18 protein-coding genes are annotated in these 22,162 nt (G+C 63.5%); 7 read left to right on the top strand and 11 right to left on the bottom strand.

Going from position 1 to position 22,162, the window contains the following annotated elements:
* Positions 1-23: 23 nt before the first annotated feature.
* Entirely contained in the window at positions 24-521 is a 498-nt protein-coding gene (locus AC22G6_RS01000; RefSeq protein WP_487365235.1) for a flavin reductase family protein, read from the top strand.
* On the opposite strand, the gene AC22G6_RS01005 is transcribed toward AC22G6_RS01000, so the two are convergent.
* Both AC22G6_RS01005 and hypF read right to left on the bottom strand, forming a co-directional pair.
* Positions 522-2,057 carry a GGDEF domain-containing protein gene (locus AC22G6_RS01005; protein WP_487365236.1) on the bottom strand — a complete coding sequence of 512 codons (1,536 nt, stop codon included), beginning with the start codon at positions 2,055-2,057 and terminating at the stop codon, positions 522-524.
* A 111-nt stretch (positions 2,058-2,168) separates the two neighbouring features.
* Entirely contained in the window at positions 2,169-4,535 is a 2,367-nt protein-coding gene (gene hypF, locus AC22G6_RS01010) for a carbamoyltransferase HypF (RefSeq protein ID WP_487365237.1), read from the bottom strand.
* 531 nt (positions 4,536-5,066) lie between these two features.
* Between hypF and AC22G6_RS01015 the strand changes: the two genes are divergently transcribed.
* From AC22G6_RS01015 to AC22G6_RS01040, 6 genes are all read left to right on the top strand, one after another.
* Entirely contained in the window at positions 5,067-6,062 is a 996-nt protein-coding gene (locus AC22G6_RS01015) for a porin (RefSeq protein ID WP_487365238.1), read from the top strand.
* A 153-nt stretch (positions 6,063-6,215) separates the two neighbouring features.
* Positions 6,216-8,009, top strand: coding sequence for a lipid A export permease/ATP-binding protein MsbA (gene msbA / locus AC22G6_RS01020; RefSeq protein ID WP_487365239.1), 1,794 nt, complete (start codon positions 6,216-6,218; stop codon positions 8,007-8,009).
* A gap of 113 nt (positions 8,010-8,122) precedes the next feature.
* Positions 8,123-9,250, top strand: coding sequence for a glycosyltransferase (locus tag AC22G6_RS01025; RefSeq protein WP_487365240.1), 1,128 nt, complete (start codon positions 8,123-8,125; stop codon positions 9,248-9,250).
* On the top strand, positions 9,247-10,140 hold the full coding sequence (locus tag AC22G6_RS01030) for a DUF6625 family protein (protein ID WP_487365241.1): 894 nt from the start codon (positions 9,247-9,249) through the stop codon (positions 10,138-10,140). Before AC22G6_RS01025 ends, AC22G6_RS01030 begins: the two co-directional genes overlap by 4 nt.
* The gene (locus tag AC22G6_RS01035; protein ID WP_487365242.1) at positions 10,137-11,291 is read left to right on the top strand and encodes a glycosyltransferase; all 1,155 of its coding nucleotides are present in this window, start codon (positions 10,137-10,139) and stop codon (positions 11,289-11,291) included. The genes AC22G6_RS01030 and AC22G6_RS01035 overlap by 4 nt, the downstream gene beginning before the upstream one ends.
* On the top strand, positions 11,288-12,175 hold the full coding sequence (locus AC22G6_RS01040; protein WP_487365243.1) for a glycosyltransferase family 2 protein: 888 nt from the start codon (positions 11,288-11,290) through the stop codon (positions 12,173-12,175). Before AC22G6_RS01035 ends, AC22G6_RS01040 begins: the two co-directional genes overlap by 4 nt.
* A 27-nt stretch (positions 12,176-12,202) precedes the next feature.
* On the opposite strand, the gene AC22G6_RS01045 is transcribed toward AC22G6_RS01040, so the two are convergent.
* The 9 genes from AC22G6_RS01045 to waaC all read right to left on the bottom strand — a co-directional run bounded on the left by AC22G6_RS01045 (position 12,203) and on the right by waaC (position 22,157).
* Entirely contained in the window at positions 12,203-12,811 is a 609-nt protein-coding gene (locus tag AC22G6_RS01045; protein ID WP_487365244.1) for a CatB-related O-acetyltransferase, read from the bottom strand.
* Positions 12,805-14,055, bottom strand: coding sequence for an O-antigen ligase family protein (locus AC22G6_RS01050; protein WP_487365245.1), 1,251 nt, complete (start codon positions 14,053-14,055; stop codon positions 12,805-12,807). The genes AC22G6_RS01045 and AC22G6_RS01050 overlap by 7 nt, the downstream gene beginning before the upstream one ends.
* Positions 14,013-14,624 carry a toluene tolerance protein gene (locus AC22G6_RS01055; protein WP_487365246.1) on the bottom strand — a complete coding sequence of 204 codons (612 nt, stop codon included), beginning with the start codon at positions 14,622-14,624 and terminating at the stop codon, positions 14,013-14,015. Before AC22G6_RS01055 ends, AC22G6_RS01050 begins: the two co-directional genes overlap by 43 nt.
* A 38-nt stretch (positions 14,625-14,662) precedes the next feature.
* Entirely contained in the window at positions 14,663-16,705 is a 2,043-nt protein-coding gene (locus tag AC22G6_RS01060; RefSeq protein ID WP_487365247.1) for an LTA synthase family protein, read from the bottom strand.
* 153 nt (positions 16,706-16,858) lie between these two features.
* The gene (locus tag AC22G6_RS01065; protein WP_487365248.1) at positions 16,859-18,307 is read right to left on the bottom strand and encodes a lipopolysaccharide kinase InaA family protein; all 1,449 of its coding nucleotides are present in this window, start codon (positions 18,305-18,307) and stop codon (positions 16,859-16,861) included.
* Between the two features lie 7 nt (positions 18,308-18,314).
* Positions 18,315-19,064: a lipopolysaccharide kinase InaA family protein gene (locus AC22G6_RS01070; RefSeq protein WP_487365249.1), complete on the bottom strand. Its 750-nt coding sequence runs from the start codon at positions 19,062-19,064 to the stop codon at positions 18,315-18,317.
* Positions 19,061-19,900, bottom strand: a complete 840-nt coding sequence (gene rfaP / locus AC22G6_RS01075) for a lipopolysaccharide core heptose(I) kinase RfaP (protein WP_487365250.1) — start codon at positions 19,898-19,900, stop codon at positions 19,061-19,063. Before rfaP ends, AC22G6_RS01070 begins: the two co-directional genes overlap by 4 nt.
* Entirely contained in the window at positions 19,897-21,030 is a 1,134-nt protein-coding gene (locus AC22G6_RS01080) for a glycosyltransferase family 4 protein (RefSeq protein ID WP_487365251.1), read from the bottom strand. Before AC22G6_RS01080 ends, rfaP begins: the two co-directional genes overlap by 4 nt.
* Positions 21,030-22,157 (bottom strand): lipopolysaccharide heptosyltransferase I, encoded by a 1,128-nt coding sequence (gene waaC / locus AC22G6_RS01085; RefSeq protein ID WP_487365252.1) that lies wholly within the window; start codon positions 22,155-22,157, stop codon positions 21,030-21,032. The genes AC22G6_RS01080 and waaC overlap by 1 nt, the downstream gene beginning before the upstream one ends.
* Positions 22,158-22,162 lie beyond the last annotated feature (5 nt).

Consider the following 22,162-nt stretch of genomic DNA (forward strand, 5'->3'; position numbering starts at 1 on the left):
GGCGCCGCGCCAGAGGCTGTCCCATGTCCCAGAACGCTCCCGTCGCCGAGGATTTCTCGCGCAGTTTCCGCAACGCCCTTGGCCGCTTCGCTACCGGCATCACCGTGGTGACCATGCGCACGCCGACGGGTGAGTTGATCGGGCTTACGGTCAACTCGTTCAATTCGGTGTCCCTGGATCCGCCGCTGGTGGTCTGGAGTCTGTCCAGCAATCTGCCGAGTCTGAAGCTGTTTGAAGAGTGCGAATACTACGCGATCAACGTGCTGGCCGCCGACCAGGAGGCCGTGTCGCAGCGTTTCGCCAGTCGCATGGCGGATCGCTTCGCCGGACTGGGCTTCGATCATGGTCTGGGTGGTGCACCGCTGTTGCATGGCTGCTGCGCCCGTTTCGTCTGCCGCAACACCACCCGGCACGCAGGTGGGGACCACGTGATCTTCGTCAGCGAGGTGGTGAGCTTCGATCGCAGCGACGCCGATCCGCTGGTCTACTTCGGTGGCGCCTATCGCCACCTTACCCCCTGATCATTCGCTGCTGTTTGTCAGGCGATCGCTGACGAGGCGGTCGCGTCCTTCCTGCTTGGCGCGATACAGCGCGGTGTCTGCACGATGAAGCAGGGCCTCGAGGTCGGTATCGCCGGGCACAAGCTCGGCCAGCCCGATGGAGACGGTGAAATGCAGGTGTTCCCCGGCGTGTTCGGTGACACTGTTGCGGAACGCATCCAGTAGCCGCTCTCCCACTTCAAGCGCGCCCTCGTGTCCGGTTTCCGGCAGCAGGACGGCAAACTCTTCGCCGCCCAGTCTTGCAAAGATGTCGGAGCTGCGCAGCACATCCGAGGGTGCGGCGCCAAGGGTGCGCAGTACGGCATCGCCGGCGGCATGACCATGACGGTCGTTGATCAGCTTGAAGTGGTCCGCATCCAGAATCATCAGTGAGAGCGGGTGATGATGGCGGCGGGCGAGGGCGAGCAGGCGGGTGCCTTCGCTCATGAACAGCCTGCGGTTGGGCAGGCCGGTCAGTACGTCGGTATTGGCCATGCGCGCAAGCGCTTCGGTACGCTCACGGACCCGGTCTTCCAGCACCAGATTGCTGTGGGCAAGTTCGGCCATTGCGCGCTGGCGGTGCGTGACCTGGCGCCAGGCGTACAGGCCGATCGCGATCAGCGCCAGGTTGCCCCCCAGACCGAGTGCAAGAAACGCCGGCAGGTTATGTCGCCAGGCGGCGAGCAGGACCTCGGCCGGATAATCGGTAACCACAAAGAACTCGTAGCGCTGCGACGCGTGCAAGGCACTCACGCCGGCATCGCTGCCGATCAGGCGGGCATTGAGGACGCGCGCGCTGTCTGCCTGCTCGTCGTCCGCATCGTCGACTACGCTCAGCGGCGCGTCGGGGCAGGCGCTTCGGGATGGCAGGCAGGCCAGGGCGTGGCCGTCGCTGCGAAAAATGCCGATGACCAGGCCTTCGGGCGGACCCGGGTCGTCCACCAGGCTTTGCAGAAACTCGCTTCTCAGGCCGGCAGCGACGATGCCGGTGAAGCGCCCGCCGTCGGTTTCCAGCCGGCGGCTGATCGGAACGACCGGCGTGCCGATCCCGCGGGAGACCACGGGCAGCCCGATGTACATTCCGAGCGACCAGTCCTCGCGTTGAGCGCGGATGTATTCCCGATCGGAAATCTGAAGCGGCGGGGCGGGAAAGCTGCGCGAGCTTGCGACCGTCAGGCCGTCGGTGTCGGTGATCAGCAGCCAGCTCAGTGCGGGGGTAATGGCGTGACGGCGGACCAGCAGCCGATGGATGTACAGGTCATCCCGCGCCGGGGGCAAATCGCGCGCGGTCATGACTTCGGCAACCCCAGACAGGGTGCGATCAAGCGAATCGAACAGGCCCTCGGCGCGACGCAGGATGATCGAGGCCGATGTTCGCGCGGTTTCCCGCCCCCTGTTCAGGGCCTGCTCGCGGTCGTTCAGCACCACGGACACCAGCAGCAGGTCGGCAAGCAGCAGGAGTGCCGCACCGCCCAGTAACCAGCGCACCGTGTTCGAACGCAAAAGACCGACTGCCAAGTGTTTTCTCCTGAACTCCGCGCCGACAAAAGGCGGACGACGAGCTTACAGGCAGCCTTGAAGCCCGCCAAGGCGATTGGTCACGATAGGCCCGATCCGGGCCGCAGGCTGTCAGCTGCTGCAGCGATGCAGGATGTGGCGGGCGACGTGGGCCTGGCCGAGTGCGAGGCCGCCGTCGTTGGGCGGCACCTGGCGGGCTTCCAGTACATCCAGTCCGCGCGCCGAAAGCCGACGGGAAAGATCGCGGGACAGCAGGCGGTTGAGAAAGCATCCGCCCGACAAGGCCACGCTGCGAATGCCCGTTGCGTCGACTGCCTGCAACACCCAGGACTCGAGCGCGGTTGCGAGGGTTGCATGGAACAGCGCCGCACCCCGTGCCGGGTTGCGTTCGTCGGCCAGCGCGGACAGCAGCGGCAGCAGGTCGAGATCGCCGCTGTCGGTCAGCTGCCAACCCCGGTGCAAGGGCAGTACCCCGCCGAAACGGGTGGCAAGGCTTTCCAGCCGCATCGCGGCCTCGCCTTCATAGCCCATGCGCTCGCACACACCGAGCAGGCCTGCTGCGGCGTCGAACCAGCGCCCGAGGCTGGTCGTCGGCGGACAGCCTGTACCGGACTCAAGCAGATCACGCATGCGCCACGCGGCCGCTTCATTGTGAAAACGACTGGCAATTTCGTCGCCTCGTCCCAGTCTGTGCAGCACGGACGAGGCCATGCGCCAGGGTTCGCGCTCCGATTTTCCGGCATCGGGCTGTCGCAGCGCGGCGAGGTGGCCGAGGCGATTGAAGTGCGCGCCATCGACCTGAAGCAGTTCGCCGCCCCAGGCCTTGCCGTCGGTGCCGAGGCCGGATCCGTCCAGGGCGAGTCCGAGAATGGGGCCCTGGTGGTGGTGTTCGGCCTGGACCGCAGCGATATGTGCATGGTGGTGCTGCACCGGGAAGGCCGGAATTCCCAGGCGCTCAGCCAGGGCTTCGGCAGCCAGCGTCGACGGGAAGTCCGGGTTCAGGTCGTGCGCGACCGCCAGCGGTGTGAGCGTGAGGATGTGCTGCAGGTGGCTGGCGACTTCGTCCAGGGCCTGGCTGGCGCCCGCAGACGAGAGGTCACCGACGTGCTGCGACAGAAAGGCCTCGTCGCCGCGGGTCATGCACAGGGTGTTCTTGAGCAATCCGCCGAAGGCCATGACCGGTTCGCCCTTGCCCGCCAGCCTCAGGGCGCGCGGGGTGTAGCCGCGCGAGCGGCGCACGAACTGCATCCTGAGATCGCCTGCACGCACGGCGGGGAGGCTGCGCACAACCGAGTCATCGCAGCGGACGACGATCTCGCGGTCGTGGAGAAGGTAGGCGTCGGCGATCCCCATCAGGCGCCGTGTCGCCTCGCGGTCGCCGGTCACCAGCGGTTCGCCGCCGGGGTTGGCTGAGGTGCATACCAGCGCCAGCTCCTGCGCATCGCGAAGCCACCCTGTACCCGCAGGGCGGCCTGCGAAGTCGTGGAACAGGAGGTAGTGAAGCGGTGTGTACGGCAGCATCAGGCCGATCCAGGCGAGTCCCGGCGCCACGCCGTGCAATTCGGCGTCCACTGTGTCGCGCTTGTCGCACAGCACCACGGGGCGCTCGGGACTGCAGAGCAGAGATTCGTCGGTGGCTCCAAGGTTCGCCCAGTGGCGGGCCGAGGCCGTATTGGCCACCATGATCGCAAAGGGCTTGTCGTCGCGTGATTTGCGCTGACGCAGCCGATCGACAGCCTCCGGGTTGCGGGCATCGCACATCAGGTGATATCCACCAAGGCCCTTCACCGCAACGATCTCGCCGCACAGCAGGCGCAGCAAGGTGTCGGCGATCGGGTCGTGGCTTGCGACCGTAACCCCATAGGCTTCGAGCAGGCTCAGTCTGGGACCGCAGGCGGGACAGGCGTTGGGCTCTGCATGAAAGCGCCGGTGAAGCGGGTTGCGGTACTCGCCGGCACACTCCGGACATTGCGCAAATGCTGCCATGCTGGTGCTGACGCGGTCGTAAGGCAGGCCGCGGGTGATCGTGTAGCGTGGTCCGCACTGGGTGCAGTTGATGAACGGGTGGCGCCAGCGCCGGCCGGTGGGGTCGAAAAGCTCATGCAGGCATTCATCGCACACTGCGCTGTCGTGGGCGATCGATGTCGTGACGCTGCCCCCCTGGGATGCGCTGATGGTGAAGCCGCGGTCATTCGGGTCGAGTTCGCACAGGCTGCTGTCGAGTCTCTCGATGCTCGCCAGCGGCGGCGCTTCGCCATGCAGGCGAGCGACAAGGGCCGAAAGGTTGCCTGCCGTCCCCTGTGCCTCGAGCTCGACGCCGCTGCCGTCGTTACGCACCCAGCCGCTCAGATCGAGTTCCTGCGCCAGGCGATAAACGAAAGGGCGAAAGCCCACGCCCTGCACGACGCCACGCACAGTAAGGCGCCGCCGCTCGAGTTGTGGCCGGTTGCGTGGTGAAGTGCCGTACTCCTCATGCATCGCATGCACTCCCGGAAGGTGCTTCAATTGGTGCAAGCCTGCTGGTGCGCAAATCTGTGCGCGGTCCGTCGATGCGCTCGATTCTAATCCTGCATCCGGACGAATAGGGTGGCGATACAGCTGCAGGGCACGTCGTCCGAAAGTCCTATTCTACGGCTCGGGCTCAGCATGTGCGAGCGGTGATGCCGGAGCGACGATGGGCTCCCGCACGGGCAGTGCGGTGGTTCCGGGTGCGGTCAAGATCTGAAGGGCATCGGATCGTCATTCGGGCGCATGGCCGTGACATTGCGTTGCGCTCAATACCACACCGGCACGCAAGCCCCCGAGCACAGTGTTTTCAAGGCTTCGCAGCCCGGCACGAAAACTGGGTGTTGCTCCTGCGCAACAAGAAAACGCTTCCAGCGCCGGTTTTTGATGCTGGCGCTTGCGTGAGTCATGGCTCAATGCGCAGAATCGCTTCAACTTCTCGCATGAGAGGTAAGTCGGGATCCAGCCAAGCTGCATTCTCAACTTCAACTAGAGGAGAAACACATGCAAAAGAAACTGATCGCGCTGGCTGTTGCTGGCCTGATGTCCGCACCTGCCTTCGCTCAGTCGAACGTTACCGTTTATGGTCTTTTCGACATCGGTCTGGCTCACTACTCCGACAGCGCTACCTCGGGTAAGGCAAACCGCACCGCTCTCGATCAGGGCTTCCTGAACGGCAGCCGTCTGGGTTTCAAGGGTGTTGAGGACCTCGGCAACGGCCTGAAGGCTTCCTTCCAGTACGAATTCAACGTTGGCACCGACCAAGGCGGCGACGTCGGCAGCGGCCGTCAGACCGTGCTCGCACTGTCGGGCAACTTCGGTACCCTGGCGCTTGGCCGTCAGTACACCCCCCAGTTCAACCTGTACGGCGAAGTTGACCCGTTCGGCGCTGGTTCGGTTGGCAACGTTGCCAACATCTCCCGCGTTCAGACCCGTCTGGACAACCTGGTTGCCTACGTTACGCCGAGCTTCAGCGGCTTCAACGTGACCGCCGGTTACACCATGCAGGCTTCGGGTCAGGAAGTTGACAACGACAACGGCGTTCGCGTCTGGGCTGTGTCGCCCGTGTATAAGAACGGCCCGATCTACGTCGGTCTGAACTACCACGTTGCTGAGGATGATGCTACCAACGCTCAGATCCAGAAGCGTATGGACATCGGCGCTTCCTACGACTTCGGTATGGTCAAGGTCAGCGGCACCTACGGTCGTGACAACTCCGAAACGACCGCCGGCGTTGATAACGCTGCCAAGTACTGGATGCTCGGCGTGAGCGCTCCGGTTGGCGTGGGCAAGGTCATGGCCTCGTACAACTCGTACAAGGATCTGGACGGCCTCAAGGGCGAAGCTGACATGTGGGCAGTTGGTTACGAGCACCCGCTGTCGAAGCGCACCAAGGTGTACGCAATCTACGCTTCGATCGACAACGACGACACCACCAAGAGTGTTGACGGCACCGATTACCAGAAGGGCCTGCAAGTGGCCATTCAGCACCGCTTCTAATCTCGTCTCCCGACGAGTTAGCGAAAACGGGCGCCTCGGCGCCCGTTTTTTCGTCAACGGATCAAAGGGGTCAGAGTCGTTTGAGAGCTGCTCTTTTTCGATGCCGACAGACCATCGTGCTACCATCGACGGCTCCGATTTGACCGAACCCGCATGTCGCAAACCGACGCCACATCAAGCTCCAGCCTGAAGATCTACCTGCGTCTGCTGACCTACGTCCGGCCTTATGTCGGCTTGTTTGCGATCAGTATTGTCGGCTTCGTCATCTTCGCTTCTTCGCAGCCGATGCTGGCGGGCGTGTTGAAGTATTTTGTCGATGGTTTGAACGACCCTGCGCTTGCCGTCTTTTCCGGCATTCCGTTGCTCGGTGAGCTCGCGCTGATGCAGGCCGTGCCGGCGCTGATCGTGGCGATCGCAGCTTGGCAGGGGCTCGGCTCCTATCTGGGTAACTATTTCATCGCCCAGGTTTCGCTTGGCCTCGTGCATGACCTGAGACTGGCCTTGTTCGACAGTCTCCTGCGCCTGCCCAACCGCTATTTCGACAGCAATAATTCCGGCCACCTGATCTCGCGCATCACCTTCAACGTCACCATGGTGACGGGCGCGGCGACCGACGCCATCAAGGTGGTGATCCGCGAAGGCCTGACCATCGTTTTTCTGTTCGGCTACCTGCTGTGGATGAACTGGAAGCTCACCCTGGTGATGGTCGCCATACTGCCCGTGATCGGCGTACTGGTCGGCAGCGCGAGCAAGAAGTTCCGCAAGCAGGCGAAGAAGATTCAGGCCGCGATGGGCGATGTCACTCATGTCGCGTCCGAAACCATACAAGGCTATCGGGTGGTGCGCAGCTTTGGCGGCGAGGCCTATGAGTCGGCACGTTTCCGCGCTGCGAGCGAGGACAACACCCGCAAGCAGTTGCGCATGGTCAAGACTGGCGCCACCTATACGCCGACCTTGCAGTTGGTCACGTATTCCGCGATGGCAGTACTGCTGTTTCTGGTGCTGTGGCTGCGCGGCGACTCCACTGCGGGCGAGCTGGTCGCCTACATCACCGCAGCCGGACTGCTGCCGAAGCCGATCCGGCAGTTGTCCGAGGTCAGTTCAACGATCCAGAAGGGCCTGGCGGGGGCGGAGAGCATCTTCAGTCAGCTCGACGAGGCGCCCGAGCTGGATCAGGGCACGCTCACCCGTCCACGGGTCGAGGGGCGGCTGTCCGTGAGGCATCTCAGCTTCAGCTACCCCGGCACTGAACGCAAGGTACTTGACGACATCAGCTTCGATGTCGCGCCGGGGCAGATGGTGGCGCTTGTGGGGCGCTCGGGCAGCGGGAAGTCAACGCTGGCCAACCTGATTCCACGCTTCTACGTGCATGACGGGGGCGACATCCTGATTGACGGGGTGGCTGTTCAGGACTTTGCATTGCGTAACCTTCGCCAGCAGATTGCGCTCGTCACACAACACGTCACGCTGTTCAACGATACGGTTGCGAACAACATTGCCTATGGCGATCTCGCCGGTGCGCCGCGCGACGCGGTGGAGAGGGCGGCTGAGGCGGCGTATGCGCGCGAGTTCATCGACCGCCTGCCCTTGGGGTTCGATACCGAGATCGGTGAGAACGGCGTCTCGCTTTCGGGCGGGCAGCGCCAACGCCTGGCGATTGCAAGGGCCTTGCTCAAGGATGCACCCATCCTGATTCTTGATGAGGCAACCTCTGCGCTCGACACCGAGTCGGAGCGTCATATCCAGGCTGCCCTCGATCACGCCACCCGCGGGAGGACGACGCTGGTGATCGCACACCGCCTGTCCACGATCGAGCGTGCGGACATGATCCTGGTGATGGACCAGGGGCATCTGGTGGAGCGCGGCACCCATGCCGAACTGCTTGCGGCGGGTGGCCACTATGCACGCTTGCATTCGATGCAGTTCAGGGACGAAGCCGGGGACTGACCTCCGCCGACCATCCGTTTCCCGGCGTCCGGCTATAATTCGGGGCTGTGTCCGGGCTACATCGGCCTGGCCTCCTCATTCACGTGCTCAAGTGCCGGTCGTCTGGAGATGTTTTGACTGAAGCCCGAATCCTGCAGTTCTGTCACTGCCATTACGGCCCGTTTCGGGATGTGGCCCGGCAGTACGCCACGCTGTTTCGCGACACCCCTTACAAGGTGACAACCGTTTATCTGACCGACCCGCCGAATGCGGAGGTCGAGGCCGGTTCGGCGTCGGACGAAGTCATTTTCCTGGATTACGACGGCAAGGACGTGCGCGGGCTGAAGCTCGATGCAATGCGGCGTCTGCGACAGATCGTGGCGGAGCGGGACATTCGGCTTGTCATCGCGCACCGGTTCAAGCCGATCTACATTTCGTGCTGGGCGACGAAGCTCCCCGTCATCGGTGTGCATCACGCCTTTGGGGATTACGAGCGCCTGTCACACCAGCTCTTTGCGCGCTGGTTCGGCAAGCGACTCGGATTGCTCGGGGTTTCGGATGCGATTCGTGATGATATTCGCCGTGGTGTGCCGAGCTGGCCCGAGGGCCGGATCGAGACTTTGCACAACCGTATCGATGTCGAGACCGTGCGGGCAGGGCAGATCACGCGTGGGGCTGCGCGCGAGCGCCTCGGTCTGCCTGCGGATGCATTCATCGTCGGCAATGTCGGCCGCCTCCACCCGGACAAGGATCAGGCTACGCTGCTGCGAGCGTTCGCTCGCGCCTTGCCGCAACTGCCGGCGGAGGCGCAGCTCGTCATCCTCGGCAAGGGACGGCTGGAGAAGTCCTTGCGCGCGCAGGTTGAATCGCTCGGCATCGCAGGCAACGTCCGTTTCATGGGACAGGTTCCGCAGGCCTGGCAGGCCTTCGCCGCCTTCGACGTGTTTGCGCTCAGTTCGGACCACGAGCCTTTCGGCATGGTCCTCCTTGAAGCCATGGCTGCCGGTGTGCCGGTGATCGCCACCAACTGTGGCGGTGCGCCGGAAGTGGTCGGTGAGGTCGGCAGCCTGTTCCCGCTGGGCGATGATGCGGAACTCGCGCGACTGTTGGTCGAGCATGCTGGCTGGTCGGTGTCGCGCAAGGAAGCGTGCGCCCATGCCAGTCTCGTTCGCCTGCGTGAAGCCTTCTCTGACGAGGCCGCAAGGCGGCGCTTCTTCGCCTTGCCAATGGTGCGCGATGTGCTCGGGGATGTGTGCGGATGAGCGCGTCGCTTCAGCCAACGCCAAGCCTGTGCTTTGTCATCCCTTATTTTGGCCAGTGGCCTTTCTGGATGCCGTTCTTTCTGGAGAGCTGCCGTGCGAACCCGAGCATAGACTGGCTGCTGTTCTCCGACTGTGGTCAGGTCGAGCACTGTCCGCCCAACGTGCGAATCGTCGATATTGGCTACGACGCATACTGCGCGCGGGTCACCCGCGTGCTTGGAATCGAGTTTGCACCGCAGAATCCCTACAAGCTCTGCGACCTGAAGCCCGCGCTCGGCTTTATCCATGAAGAAGAACTGCTTCGCTACGACTTCTGGGCATTCGGCGATCTCGATCTTGTGTTCGGCGACCTGCGGGCCTATTTCACCCCGGAGCGACTGGCGCACAAGGATCTGTTGTCCACTCACCGGCGGCGAGTGTCGGGGCACTGCTGTCTGCTGAGAAATACGAAGCGCATGCGCGAGGCGTTCCGTCTGATCAAAAATTGGAAGAAGCTGTTTGCTGATCAAGAGCACTATGCGTTGGACGAGGGCGCCTTCAGCCGGATCTTCATCCGCCACAAAAACTGGCCCGACTGGCTGTTTCGCCTCGCCGCGCAGGCAAACCCATGGTATCGACGGGCAGAGTTCGTCGAGGCTTTCAGCACGCCAGATGCGAAAGTGCCGTGGGTCGATGGGAGCTTCGACTTTCCGCGGCGCTGGTTCTGGAGCGATGGCGCCCTCAGTAATGATCGTGACCAGGGCAGGGCTTTCCCATATTTCCATTTTCCCGTCTGGAAGAAAAACGCCTGGGCTGCGTTGCCGCCACAGGATACCCGGGCGCTCGGCGTGCTTGCGGCCAGCGGTCGCTGGGAGATGAGTGAAGCCGGGTTTCACGCGATGCGATCATGAAAAGACGAATCAAGGTTCTTCAGCTCCAGCCAGACTTCAACGTCAAGCATCACAGCTTCGCCGACCTCGCGGAGCAGATCGTGCTGAGTCTGCCGGCCGGTGACTACGAGGTGGTCTCCGCCTTTCTCAAGGGACGTCCCGCCGGGGACGATCCGGTGAGTCGCGCCGAGCGCTCGGTCTATTTCGACTTTTCCGATGCACAGCTCAAGGGGGCGAGGCTTCGCGCCTTGTGGCTGCTGTTCCGCTTCTGCCGCGAGGAGCGGTTTGACGTAGTGATCTGCAATCGATTCAAGCCGGTCAACATGATGCTGTTGCTCAACCGCTGGTTACGCATCCCGTTGTGCATCGGGATCGCACATAACCTGGGTGACTACGAGCGCTCGTACCGTCGGCGTCAGGTGAGTCTGCGCGCAGACGCGCACTGGCGTTTCGTCGGTGTGTCCGCTGCAGTTCGTGACGAGCTGATCGGATACGGCAGCGGGTTTACGCCACAGAATACGGTTGCGATTACCAACGCCATCGATATCGATCAGGCCGAGTCGCTGCAGCTCGATCGCGATGCCGCCCGTCAGGCGCTCGGGCTGAGCGCAACGGCACGCGTGATTGGAACCATTGGCCGACAGGTGCCGGTGAAGGGCTACCGTTACCTGGTTCAGGCATTCGCGCGCATCGCGGACAAGTACGCTGATGCGCAGTTGATCCTGATTGGAGACGGTAGGGAGCATGCGGGGCTCAAGGACGAGGTGGCGCGGCTCGGACTCGAAGGGCGCGTGCTGCTGCCCGGAATGCGCCCCTATGCAATGCAATACGTGAGGGCCTTCGATGTGTGGATCATGCCGTCGCTTGCGGAAGGCTTCCCACTCGCCTTGTTAGAAGGGATGAGCGGCAGATTGCCGGTCATCGCGTCGGACATCCCGTCGATGCATGAACTCGTCGCAGGAGCGGAGGGGCTGCTGGTGCCGCCGACCGATGTCGACGCGCTGGCTGAGGCAATGGACTGCTATCTCGCCGTGTCGCCAGATGAACTCCGCAGCAAGGGGGGACGCTGCTACAACTACCTTAAGGCGCACCACGGCATCAGCGAGTACAGGGCTGCGTATCGGAAGCTCATTGAATCCGGACTGCGCGCGAACGCGGAGGGTGAGCGATGAACGCTGATCCGGTCAGACCCCTGGTGACCGTGGTGATCGCTTCGTACAACCACGGTCCCTATGTGGAGGAATCAATCCGTAGCGTTCTGGCACAGACCTACCCTTCAATCGAATTGCTGGTGATCGATGATGGCTCGAGCGATGACAGCGTACCCAGAATACGGGCGCTCCAGGCCGAGCATGGCTTCGATTTCAGGGAGCAGAAGAATCAGGGGCTGACCCGAACGCTCAACGATGCGCTTGCGCGTGCCAAAGGCAGCCTTTTCGCGCCCTTTGGCTCGGATGACATCATGTTGCCTGAGCGAATTGCGCTGCAGGTCGAGTACATGACGGGCAAGCCTGAAGTCGGTATCTGCGCAGGGAACATCGAACTGATGCATGCGGACGGCAGCGCCTACCCGGCGTCCAGGCAGCGACTCGATATTCCGTTCCGGCGCCTGGATTTTGACGACATGTTTCTCGAGCGCAAGCCGTACCCGCCCGCGCCGACCCTGTTGTTTCGCACCGAGGTGCTGAGGGAGGTCGGTGGGTTCAATCCGGAGATCCGCCTCGAAGATCTGTACATCGAACTGAAGATTACTCATGCGGGTTATTTCATCGACGCACTCGGTGTGACGCTGGCCCGCTATCGGAAGCACGAGACCAACACGTACAAGAACCTTGGCTTCATGACCGCGAGTATTCTGCGGATCTACGAGGAGTACGCAGGGCATCCCCGCTACGAAGAGGTACGTGCCCGTTTTCTGAATTCGATGTTCCTGAAGTGCGCCAATCGTGACAGGAAGATGGCGTGGGCGTTGCTGAAACAGATTCCTCTGCAGAACTGGAACAGCAAGACGCTGCGCGGCCTCATCCGTCTGGTGTCTCCGGCAAGGCGACGCTAGCCGTTTGATGCCACCGCACGACAGCGCTTACCGGGGCCGCGCCGCTGCATGCGCCAGAAATGCTGCGACGTCTCCCGAGCACAGGTGATGGACGATGCTGCGGATCTCCGCCTCGGGCCACGACCACCATGCTGTGGCCTGGATCGCAAGCCGGGTTTGTTCGTCAAAACGCCAGCCGATGGTCCGGGCAGGATTGCCGGCCACGATTGCATAGGGCGCGACATCCCTGGTCACAACGGAGCGTGCGGCGACGACCGCGCCGTCGCCGACGGTGACACCCGACAGGATCAGGCTGCCCGACCCGAGCCAGACATCGTTCCCGATCACGACCGAACCCTTGCTAGTGACGTAGCCGGGTATCCCTTTTGCTTCCTCCATGTAGGCGGGGAATGGATAGCAGCTGATCCAGTCGGTGCGATGGTTTCCGCCTAGAAAAATGTGTACGTCATCGGCGATCGACGTGTAGGCACCAATCGAGAGGGTTGTGCCCTGAGCCCAGTCATGGACCTCGGGCATGCCGTAGGTGCCAAGCCCGATGGAAAAGCCGGGGTAGCGTTCCCTGAATCTGATCTGGTCGCGATAGAGCTTTGGGGGCTTCTGCTTTCTGCGGAAGAGTTTCTTGAGTGCCTTCAGCATCTCCCGCCCGTCCCTTCGTTCTCCTGCCGCCTCAAGGTTGCGGCGGTGAGCAGCGCAAACGGGATCCAGAGCAGAAACCAGTGCTCCTTGGGTCTGGACAGGAAAGACCCGCCTTCGGTCATGCTGGCAACGAGTCCGTATACGATGGTCGCCGAGAATGCGAATACCATTACGTCCTTGCGGTTCTTCCAGCTCACGAACAGGGCAGACGCAAACAGTGCGGCCCAAAACACCAGACCCAGTGCTCCGCCCCTGTAGAACACGGACAGGGTCATGTTATGAGGGTCGGAAAAGGCGTAGTTGATTCCTTCGACCTGGATGCGCAGGGCATGGTTGTAGCCGTGACCAAACGTGGGGAACTCCAGCGCCTGGCGGATCGCCTCTGCCCAGATCTGGGGCCTGTAGGAAAGCCCCCGCTGTGCGATCGCCTCCGGCCACAATACGGCGATGATCCCTCCCGCAAGAACGAGGATGCTGAACGCGATCACGCCCCGGCGGTCCCCTGTCATCAGTCCCAGCCACAAAATCGTGGCCGAGAGGGCCAGCAGCGGAGTACGCGACCCGGTTGCGAGGATCAGGCCACCCAGGACGGCAACCGCAACCATCGCTACCGGCAGAAAGAAGCGGCGGTGATGAATCCAGTATGCGATCCACAGCACCAGGAAAAAGCCGAAGACATGTGAGGTCAGAAGCGGGTTGTGGAGCGCGCCGTAGCCGGCCAAACGCGCGCCGTCATTCGACAACAGGAACAATGCAAGCTGCACGCTACCCGCAATGACGGCAATGATCGAAGAGAGCCGCAGCACTGCCGTCAGCCGATCGGGCCGACGGAAGGCGACTCCGGCAAAGGCAAAAAACAGGCACAGGACGTAAAGCGGCCGCTTCAGCAGCGACAGCGCGCTTTCGTCCGTTCCGGACCAGCTGATGCTGATGGAGAAATAGGCGGCGAAGCAGAGGAAGGCAATGAACACCGGGCTGCGGAGCAGTGCAGCGGCGAGGTCCCGGCAGTTCAGTGCCAGTACGAACGCGGGGAGTGCCAGGAATACATAGAACAGTTGCTGGAACAGCCTCTTCTCTCCCGCCCACATCATGCTGGTGAGCAGCAGCAAAATGCCCAGCGGGAGTACCCAGCTCGTCAGATGGTCGTTGATTCTTTCGCGCCACGCCGGGTATCCGGCCGCGCCGCCAGGTTCCTGTGTCTTCATTTGTCGAGCCTTGCCCATTCGATACTCCTGCGCAGCCATTCGCGATCGTCGCGATAGCGGAGCACGTGGCGAAGATTGCGGCGGCGCCTGAACGGCCCAAGTCTGAACCAGCTGATCCTGAGATCCGAGATATCGATCAGGCCGAGCGTGTTCTCCGGTGTCAGCACGATGTTGCCGAGGTGTGCCGAGCGGAAGAATATCCCGAGCGAGTGGATGTGATGAATGAATTCCAGCAACTGATGCCTTAACGCGTCGGCTCTCGCCTCGCCGAGGCCGCCTGCGATGACCTGTCTGATGGTCTCGCCTTCAAGCGGAAGGTAATGTACCGCATCGCGGCTGATCGCCGGGATGCGGTAGTGCTTCAGCACCTGTGGGCAGGGTATGCCCAATCGGTGCAGAGCCGCAGCGTTGTCGACAAAGCGCTGTGAATAGGGCTTCCACGCGGCAGAGGTCAGCACGCGCTTGCGCCTGAAGAGCTTGAAGTAGGTGCCGTCGGGCAGCAGGAGCACTTTCTCCCCATGCTCGTCCTGTTCGACAACGCGTGCGCCGGCACGCATCTCAAGATACTCGTCGTGCCCAAGCAATTGCAGCGGAATCCGGTTTCTCATGGGGTGAAATGTTAGCTTGGAACGCCTTTGGCCGGGCTTCAATTGCCGACCACATTGTCGTACATCATGAAGCGCGCGCTCTCGTGCAGCCCGCGTGCAAGCTTTGACAAACGCGCGAATTCCTCTGGATGGCTGGCCGAGACATCCTTCAGGGGCGCCTCGGCGGCCAGGTCATGCATGCTTGCCTTGCTCCCGTCCGCGTTCATCCGCACCAGGTGCTTGCGGGTCACCGCACCGATGACCGGGAACGCTCCTTCGCGCAGGATCACGGGTACCGCGCGCTCGCCTTCGGGCGCCGGGAGCTGAAGGTCGCGCCCCATGGTTGCAGTGCCGTATTCGAGTCCAAGCATGCCGGCGACCGTCGGCATCAGATCGACGAGGCTTGCGGCCTCGTCGACGAGGCGTGGCTGAATCAGTTTTGGCGCATGGATCATTGCGTGCACGTGCGTGCTTTCCAGCCCCAGCAGTTCGAACGCAGGGGCCATGAAGGGCAGGGTGGAGATGCGGCCGTTATGGTCACCGAAGAGCACGAAGATCGTGTTGTCGTAATATCCGCTCGCGCGCGCCATCTCGATGAAGCGGCCAACGTTATGGTCGAGCAGCCTGACCGCATTGAACTGGGCCGTATTCTGGAATCCTGCCTGTTGCGCCTCGGCATCGGGAATGGAGCTTGCGATGAACCCGTCATTGTCTTCGGGAATGGTGAATGGCCTGTGGTTGCCTGCGGTCTGAATGTAGGCAAAGAACGGTCCCTTGCGTGCCTGCTCGCGCAGGATGGCATCGGTTTCGCGAAACAGGTTCAGATCGGAGATGCCCCACACGTCATCGTTGGGCGCGCGCCAGTGGCCCTCCTCATAGAGCCTGACCTTGTCGATGCTGCCGAGCACGAGTGCGTTCATGTTGGCCCATCCGGCGCTGCCTCCGACCGCGTAGATCTTCTCGTAGCCCCGCAGCGCGTTGATCACCGAGTGCTGGGAACTGATGAAGGGGTTGCGCGTGGCGCTTTCGCTGCGCGCCGCATCGGGGATGCCGGTGATGCTGGCCCAGACGGTCTTGGCTGTGCCGGTAACCGGAACATGGAGATTGCGGAACAGCCAGCCTTCGCGGGCGAGGGCGTCCAACTCGGGGGTGGGATCAAGCGGGTTGCCGAACAGGCCGGAGCGACTCGCGCCAAGCGATTCGAGCATGATGAACACGACGTTGGGTGCTTGTGCGACCGGCAGGCGGTGCACATGCGGTTTGACCGTGCGCTGCATCGACAGTGTCGCGGGATCTGGCGAGTCGACCGACAGGTAGTGGGCGACGGTGTCGTAGTGTCGGCCAAGTTCGGCCAGATCGTATTTCTCGGACGGGATTCGGTGGGTGTCGTAGATGAAGGTCACCGGGTTGAGACCGAGAGCGCCGACTGCAGCATTGCCGGAGAAGAATGCATCGCTCCAGCGCAGCGGTACCGGGTTCTCCGGATTGATGTTGTCTACCCGACCAAGCATCCCGAGAAGACCGAGTGCGGCAACCAGGACAATTCCTGCGACTGCGGGGAGCGGGCGGATCGGTTGCCGGCGTGGGCGGTCCAGCGTGACGCGCGCCGCCCTGAAGAGAAGACTGACGAAAGCTGCTGTCAGCGCGAGCCATCCGAGGCTGATCCAGACGACCGGGTAGCTCTCCCACAGCATGCGCGTCGAGATGTCCGCGTTTCCGGCGAAACGGAAGACCGTCGCGCTCAGCCGCTGGCCAAGATAGGAGTAGTGGCCGAAGTCGAGCACATAGACCAGCAGCACCAGCAGGGTCGCCAGTGCGAGGTAGAGCCCGGTCAGTGCCCGGGTGAATCTGCTTCGCACCAGATTGACCCGCGGCAGGGATGCGGCGAATGCAACCGGTAGCATGATCAGCAGTGCGAGCCGAAGATCGAAGCGGAGTCCAATCGAGATTGTCTGAAGGATGACTCCGGTGCTTTCGCCGGCCAGTGCAGCATGATCCGCGGAGGCGATGAGGAAGCCGAGACGCAGGGCGGCGAACAGGATGAAGAAAAGCGTGACGCCTGCGCAGAGAAAGCGGATGCGCCGGGAGTGAAGCCAGGACATGGAATAGCCTTATAAATTTGTCATTGCATGCGCGCAATACGGGTTCGCGTCGAACAGGATCACGTGGTGCGTCCGTTGGTGTGGTGACGGTACTGAGATGCAGTCATCTGCGCGCGCCGTGGCTGGCATTCGACGCGGACTGAGCGGCCCGCTTCAGCTTGCCGGAAGGTGAGCGTCAAGCCATTCAGACAAGACACAGTCAGGCGGCCAGTTGCGCAACAGTCGCTTGCGGTCACGCTGCCAGGCGCGCTGGTGGGCTGCGTCACTGCGGTGCTGTTGCATTGCGTCGAGATCGATCAGTTGAACATCCTTGCCGTCCCACAGCAGATTCGTTGCCTTGAGGTCGCCGTGACTGATGCGCTCGCGGTACAGGGTGGCAAACAGGATCTGCAGTGCGCTGGCTTCGGCTGGCGGTGGTGCGGAATCCGGGTCGAGGTGGGTCAGCAGGTCGATGCCGGGGCAGTGTTCGGTGATCAGCCAAGCGCGTCCGCGCAATGGACCCCAGCGCTCCTCGATGAGCGCCAGCGGGGTGGGCGTTGGTATGCCGAACAGGCGCAGGCGGTGGCCTTCGCGCCATGAATGCCAGCCGCGGCTCGGGCGCCACAGCCGCGACAGGGCGTGGCGCAGGTTCTTGAGGTTGTAGCGTTTCACCACGACCGGCTGAGCCCCAATCAGGACGCTGGCAACGGTGCAGGTGTTGCCGCGCTTGAGCAGGGTGCCGGCTTCGATGGATGCATCGATGTCGTCGAGCAGCGGTGCGAGGCGATTGCGCTCGCTGCGCAGCACGGCCTCGAAGCGCCTGAACCGGGACGTGACACTGAACAGCGAACAATCGCGCCCCGTCTTGTCGAGGTAGTCGCGCAAGCGCCACGCCAGTGCCGTCTTCAGTGCCCCGGCCTGCTCGGCAGTCGAGGGCATGTGCGGGTTGTTGTGGCGGTAAGCCTCGAGCAGGGGGGCGAGCGCTCCATCCCAGGTGCGCGGGAGTTGTGCAATCAGCATGGCAAGGTCGCGCGCTGCGGCGGCGGTGGGAAGCGAGGGCCCGGCGTGAGTCTGCACGGCGTCGCCGTCGATCAGCAGCAGGCGGTTTTCATGCTGCAGAAAGTTGCCGAAATGAAGGTCTGAGTGCGTCAGGCCGGCTGCATGCAATTGCCCAAGCAGTGCAAAGGCAGGGGCGAGCGCGTCGCTTGCATCCGTCGCGGCAGGGCGGATGTCCGGCAGGGATTGCCAGACTTCGAGGAGGCTGCGGGCGCCAGCCAGGAAGCGGGTGAGCAGGACGTGGCCGCCCTCCGGCAGCGCTTCGGCAAGCAGCGCTGCGGGCGTCGGGATACCGGCCTTGGTCAGGGCGGCAATGCCGGCGTGCTCGCGCGACCAGTAGCGGGCGCTGCGCTTGTCGACAAAGAGCTTGGCGAGCACATGTTCGCCGTCCAGCACGGCTTCACCCACCACGCGTTTGCCCGGCAGCACGCGCAGCAGGCGAATGAGCTGCAACTCGCGTCCGTCCTTGAGGCGAATGCGGAATGCAGCAGGGGGCTGGCGGCCCGCCATCTGCAGGGCGGCAGCGTCGAGCAGGGGCGTCGTGCCCTCGGGGCGGGTGTCCGTCATGCCAGTCTCATTCGCGGCCGTCGAAGAAGCGCAGGATGTGGCGCACCCGCTTCCTGTCGCCGGCATCCAGTCGTGTCTTCTGCGTGTAGTCCAGATAGAAGCGCAGGCGCTGGGTGCGGGTCAGGTGGTACTTCGCCACCTTGTCGAGGCAGGCCAGGTCCTTGACGATCCGGTAGCGCAGGAATGGGCCCCACCAGAACTCGCCAGACGGGCAGTCGATCAGGTACAGGTGGGGGGTGTCCGCCGCGTCGACCAGCAGGTTGCGCCACTTCAGATCGTTGTGGGTGAAGCGGTGGGCATGCATGATCCGCGTCATCTTCGCCAGCTGCCGCGATACCGCCGCGACCCAGCGTGGATCGGCCAGGCGTGCATCCTTGCGCAGCGCAAGCTGGTTGAGGTCGGTGGTGCCCGGCAGTTCGGCGGTGATCAGCGCACCGCGCAGGAATGCGCCGTTGCGTCGCTCCAGACCCCATCCGACCAGGGTGGCGGTGGGGATGCCCCACTCCGCGAAATGGCGCAGGTTCTGCCACTCGGCCTGCACCCTTGGGCGGCCGAGCCAGCGGCGCAGCGGATTCTTGCCGGCGCCGTGGTAACGCTTGACGTAGTAGCGACGCAGCCCCGCGCTAACACGCAAGACCTGGCTGAGTGGGTCGGCCGCCACTTGCTCGCCTTCGAGCGCAAAGACGCTGTCGAGCGAAGCAAAAGCGCGTTCCGCGCTCGCATCGAGGGCGCCGGGATTGAGGGACCAGCGCATCATCGCTGCAATGCCGGGCGATTGGCGAACTTGCGCTCGAAGCGCAGCTTGAGCCGAGCCGCCTCGCGCTCAAGGTAGGCCAGCAGCCGGCGTTCCGTTTGCAGCGTGTGGCGCAGTGCGCCCGGGAAGTAGGTCTGCAGAAAGCGCAGCTTGTCGCGGCGGGTGAGCCCGATGTCGAGCGCCGAGAAGTACAGGCCTGCGAGATCCTTGTCGCGCCAGCGCCGCGGTGTATGGCTGCGCAACTGCGCACGGTGGAGGTCGATCAGCGCGAGCTGGAAGGCATCCGCCGCAGGTTCGGGGACGGTACGCATGAGGAAGTGGCACAAGTAGAAATCGCGGTGATTGACGCCGCCTTCATGCAGGCGCCGTGCGATTGATGCGACCGCCCGGATCAGCGCGTGCTTTAGGGCGGGCGGCGGCGCCTGCTCGCGCCAGTTGCGGGTGAACTCATCGAGGTCGATGGCGGGCTCGATCGCCTCTGTAACGATGAACGAGTCCCGCCGTGCAGGCCCTGAACCACGCTCACCGAAGCCGACGGCTGTCATCGTGGGTACGCCGAGCTCATGGCAACGCCCGATCGCGTTCCATTCGTTTCCCGCGCCCAGCACCGGACGCCGCAGGTGGACGAGCTCTTCGGCGATGCGTCCCCAGCTCACGCCGTTCTGCAGCTTCAGGTAATAGCCGCGACCGTCGATCTCGAAACGCAGCGTGCGCCGGCCCTCGACATCGCGCACGAGGTCGTCACTTGCAGCCTCCCGCGCGAGCGCAGCCGCGGCCGCAAAGGGATCGCGGCCGGACCATAGCGTCGTCAGCGGAGGGCGCAGTTCCAGCCGATTCATCCGCGCTTGCCCACGATCACATCGGTGGCGCGTTCCGGCAGGCTGTAGAGGTCGGCGCTGTCGGCAAACACGAGGGCGTTGTGCTGCCAGCAGGTGAGCGCGTCCGGGGTCGACAGCATCGCCGCCAGCGTGTCGTTCATCGCGCTTTGATGGAAGGGCTCGCCGATCACGCTGCCGGCGTCGGCGTCGGTGATGTAGTGCGCATAGCCGCAGGCGGCCGAGGCCAGTACCGGAAGGCCGGCAACGAGGGCTTCGAGCAGCACCGTGCCAGTGTTCTCGTGGCGGGCGGGGTGGAGCAGAAGGTCGGCCGCGAGCAGGAAGTCCGGGACATCCTTGCGCCCGCCGGGCATGAACACCCTTTCGCCTACGCCCAGGCGCGCCGCCTGGCTCATGAAGGGGGCAGGGTCGTCGGCGCCGAGCGCGATCAGGCGGGTGCGCCGCTTGAGCGGCTCGGGCAATGAGGCCATGGCTTCGATACTGCGGTCCAGCCCCTTGCGCATGAAGTCCGAGCCGATCTGCACCAGCAGCAGGTCGCCGCTTTGCAGCTTGAACTCGGAGGCAAAGCGCGCGCGTGCTGCGACGCGCAGCTCGCTGGCGTTGGCCGGCGCGCGGCGATCCGGCGCAATGCCCGGTGGCAGCAGATGAAAGCGCTTGGACGGCGTGCCGTAATGCTTCTTGAACAGCGGTTGCTGCGTGGTCGAGATCATCAGGATCTCGGTGTGGCTCTCGGGCGCGAACACCGCACGTTCGTAGGCCGAGAAGTGGCGGTAGCGCGGGCTGTAGCGATACAGCGACTTGCGCATGGTGCGCGCCTTCTCCTCGTAGCACGGGTCGGCGGCGTAATACACGTCGAGCCCCGGCATCTTGTTGAATCCGACCACGCGGTCCACCGGCCGGCGCGCGAGATCGGCCTCAACCCAGCGTGTGAACTTGGCGTACAGACGGTGGTTGAGCATCGAGCTGACCGGTACCTTGATCAGGTCGAATCCGGGCGGCACTTCGCCCTCCCATTCGAGAACGTACACGCGGATGTCGTGGCCACGGGCCTGGCAGGCCAGGGCAATGCGAAGGAAATCGCGTTGCAGGCCGCCGAACGGGAAGTATTTGTACAGACAGAATGCAAGCTGCATCAGGCAGAGTCCTTGGTGGAGTCGAGTCGCCGCTCGAGCAGCGTTTCGAGCGCAGACCATACCTGCGCCGGCGCAAGCCGGGTAAAACACAGGGGGTGTTCGGTTTCGAGGTCGAAGCGACTGCGGTCTTCGGCCGTTGGCTTGTAGCTGCAATCCTTCTGCAGGCAGGGTGCGCAATCGAAGTCGGCTGCCAGATGCACCTGACTGCGGCCCCAGGCCCCCGTATAGCCGGGGTTGGTGGGGCCGAAAAGAGACAGCGTGGGGATGTCGAGCGCGGCCGCCAGATGGCCGAGGCCGGTGTCGACCGCAACGCAGGCGCGTGCTTCGGCGAGTTCGGCGGCAAGATCGGTCAGCGTGAGCCGCGGCAGCACGCTGGCGCCGGCAATGCCGGCAACGATGCGGTCAGCGCGTTCATGTTCGGTGATGCTGCCCCACGGAAGCCGAACCTGCCAGCCATTCGCGCTCGCGCGCTCGACCAGCTGGCGCCAGTAGGTTTCCGGCCAGTGTTTGGTGTCCCAGGTTGTGCCGTGCAGGAAGACGAGATAGGGCTTGCCTGTATCCGGGCGATGGGCGGCGGTTGCGAGCACGCGCTCATGATCGAGCCCGTAGGCCGAGGCGCCGGCGGGTTCTGCGCCGTCGCGGTCGCTGTGGGCATCCGGTGGCAGGCTGTAGCCAAGCACGTCGGCAAACAGTTCGCGCACGCGCAGCACCGCATGCCGCCCCCAGGGCACCGCATGGCGATGACGGTAGAGCAGGCTGGCGAGGGGTTCGCGCGCCGAGTGCCGGTCCAGGCCGTGCACCGTGCTGCGGGCGTAGCAGCTGAGCCACGCGCTCTTGAGCAGCCCCTGTGCGTCGATCACTGCGTCGTACTCGACGCTGGAGATGGCCTGGCGAAATGCGCGCCATTCACCGCTCTGGCGCGCTTTCAGCGGATGCTTGCGCCAGCGTCTCAGTGCCACCGGAATCACGCGGTCGACCGCAGGGTGCCAGGCAGGAATCTCGGCAAAGGCTTCTTCCACGACCCAGTCGAAGCGGATGCCCGGAAACACCCGCGCAGCATCCGTGACCGCGGGCAGCGTGTGGATGATGTCGCCCAGCGAAGAGGTCTTGATGATCAGGATTCGCATGGGCT

This window comes from Parazoarcus sp. PS-13 R2A, from assembly GCF_057621855.1.

Bases quoted from the DNA above. Each gene is read 5' to 3' on its own strand.
- AC22G6_RS01055 (WP_487365246.1), bottom strand. From the start codon at position 14,624: ATGAGAAACCGGATTCCGCTGCAATTGCTTGGGCACGACGAGTATCTT.
- AC22G6_RS01060 (WP_487365247.1), bottom strand. From the start codon at position 16,705: ATGTCCTGGCTTCACTCCCGGCGCATCCGCTTTCTCTGCGCAGGCGTC.
- AC22G6_RS01045 (WP_487365244.1), bottom strand. From the start codon at position 12,811: ATGCTGAAGGCACTCAAGAAACTCTTCCGCAGAAAGCAGAAGCCCCCA.
- AC22G6_RS01040 (WP_487365243.1), top strand. From the start codon at position 11,288: ATGAACGCTGATCCGGTCAGACCCCTGGTGACCGTGGTGATCGCTTCG.
- msbA (WP_487365239.1), top strand. From the start codon at position 6,216: ATGTCGCAAACCGACGCCACATCAAGCTCCAGCCTGAAGATCTACCTG.
- AC22G6_RS01035 (WP_487365242.1), top strand. From the start codon at position 10,137: ATGAAAAGACGAATCAAGGTTCTTCAGCTCCAGCCAGACTTCAACGTC.
- waaC (WP_487365252.1), bottom strand. From the start codon at position 22,157: ATGCGAATCCTGATCATCAAGACCTCTTCGCTGGGCGACATCATCCAC.
- AC22G6_RS01000 (WP_487365235.1), top strand. From the start codon at position 24: ATGTCCCAGAACGCTCCCGTCGCCGAGGATTTCTCGCGCAGTTTCCGC.
- AC22G6_RS01080 (WP_487365251.1), bottom strand. From the start codon at position 21,030: ATGCAGCTTGCATTCTGTCTGTACAAATACTTCCCGTTCGGCGGCCTG.
- AC22G6_RS01030 (WP_487365241.1), top strand. From the start codon at position 9,247: ATGAGCGCGTCGCTTCAGCCAACGCCAAGCCTGTGCTTTGTCATCCCT.
- AC22G6_RS01065 (WP_487365248.1), bottom strand. From the start codon at position 18,307: ATGACGGACACCCGCCCCGAGGGCACGACGCCCCTGCTCGACGCTGCC.
- AC22G6_RS01050 (WP_487365245.1), bottom strand. From the start codon at position 14,055: ATGGCTGCGCAGGAGTATCGAATGGGCAAGGCTCGACAAATGAAGACA.
- rfaP (WP_487365250.1), bottom strand. From the start codon at position 19,900: ATGAATCGGCTGGAACTGCGCCCTCCGCTGACGACGCTATGGTCCGGC.
- AC22G6_RS01015 (WP_487365238.1), top strand. From the start codon at position 5,067: ATGCAAAAGAAACTGATCGCGCTGGCTGTTGCTGGCCTGATGTCCGCA.
- AC22G6_RS01070 (WP_487365249.1), bottom strand. From the start codon at position 19,064: ATGATGCGCTGGTCCCTCAATCCCGGCGCCCTCGATGCGAGCGCGGAA.
- hypF (WP_487365237.1), bottom strand. From the start codon at position 4,535: ATGCATGAGGAGTACGGCACTTCACCACGCAACCGGCCACAACTCGAG.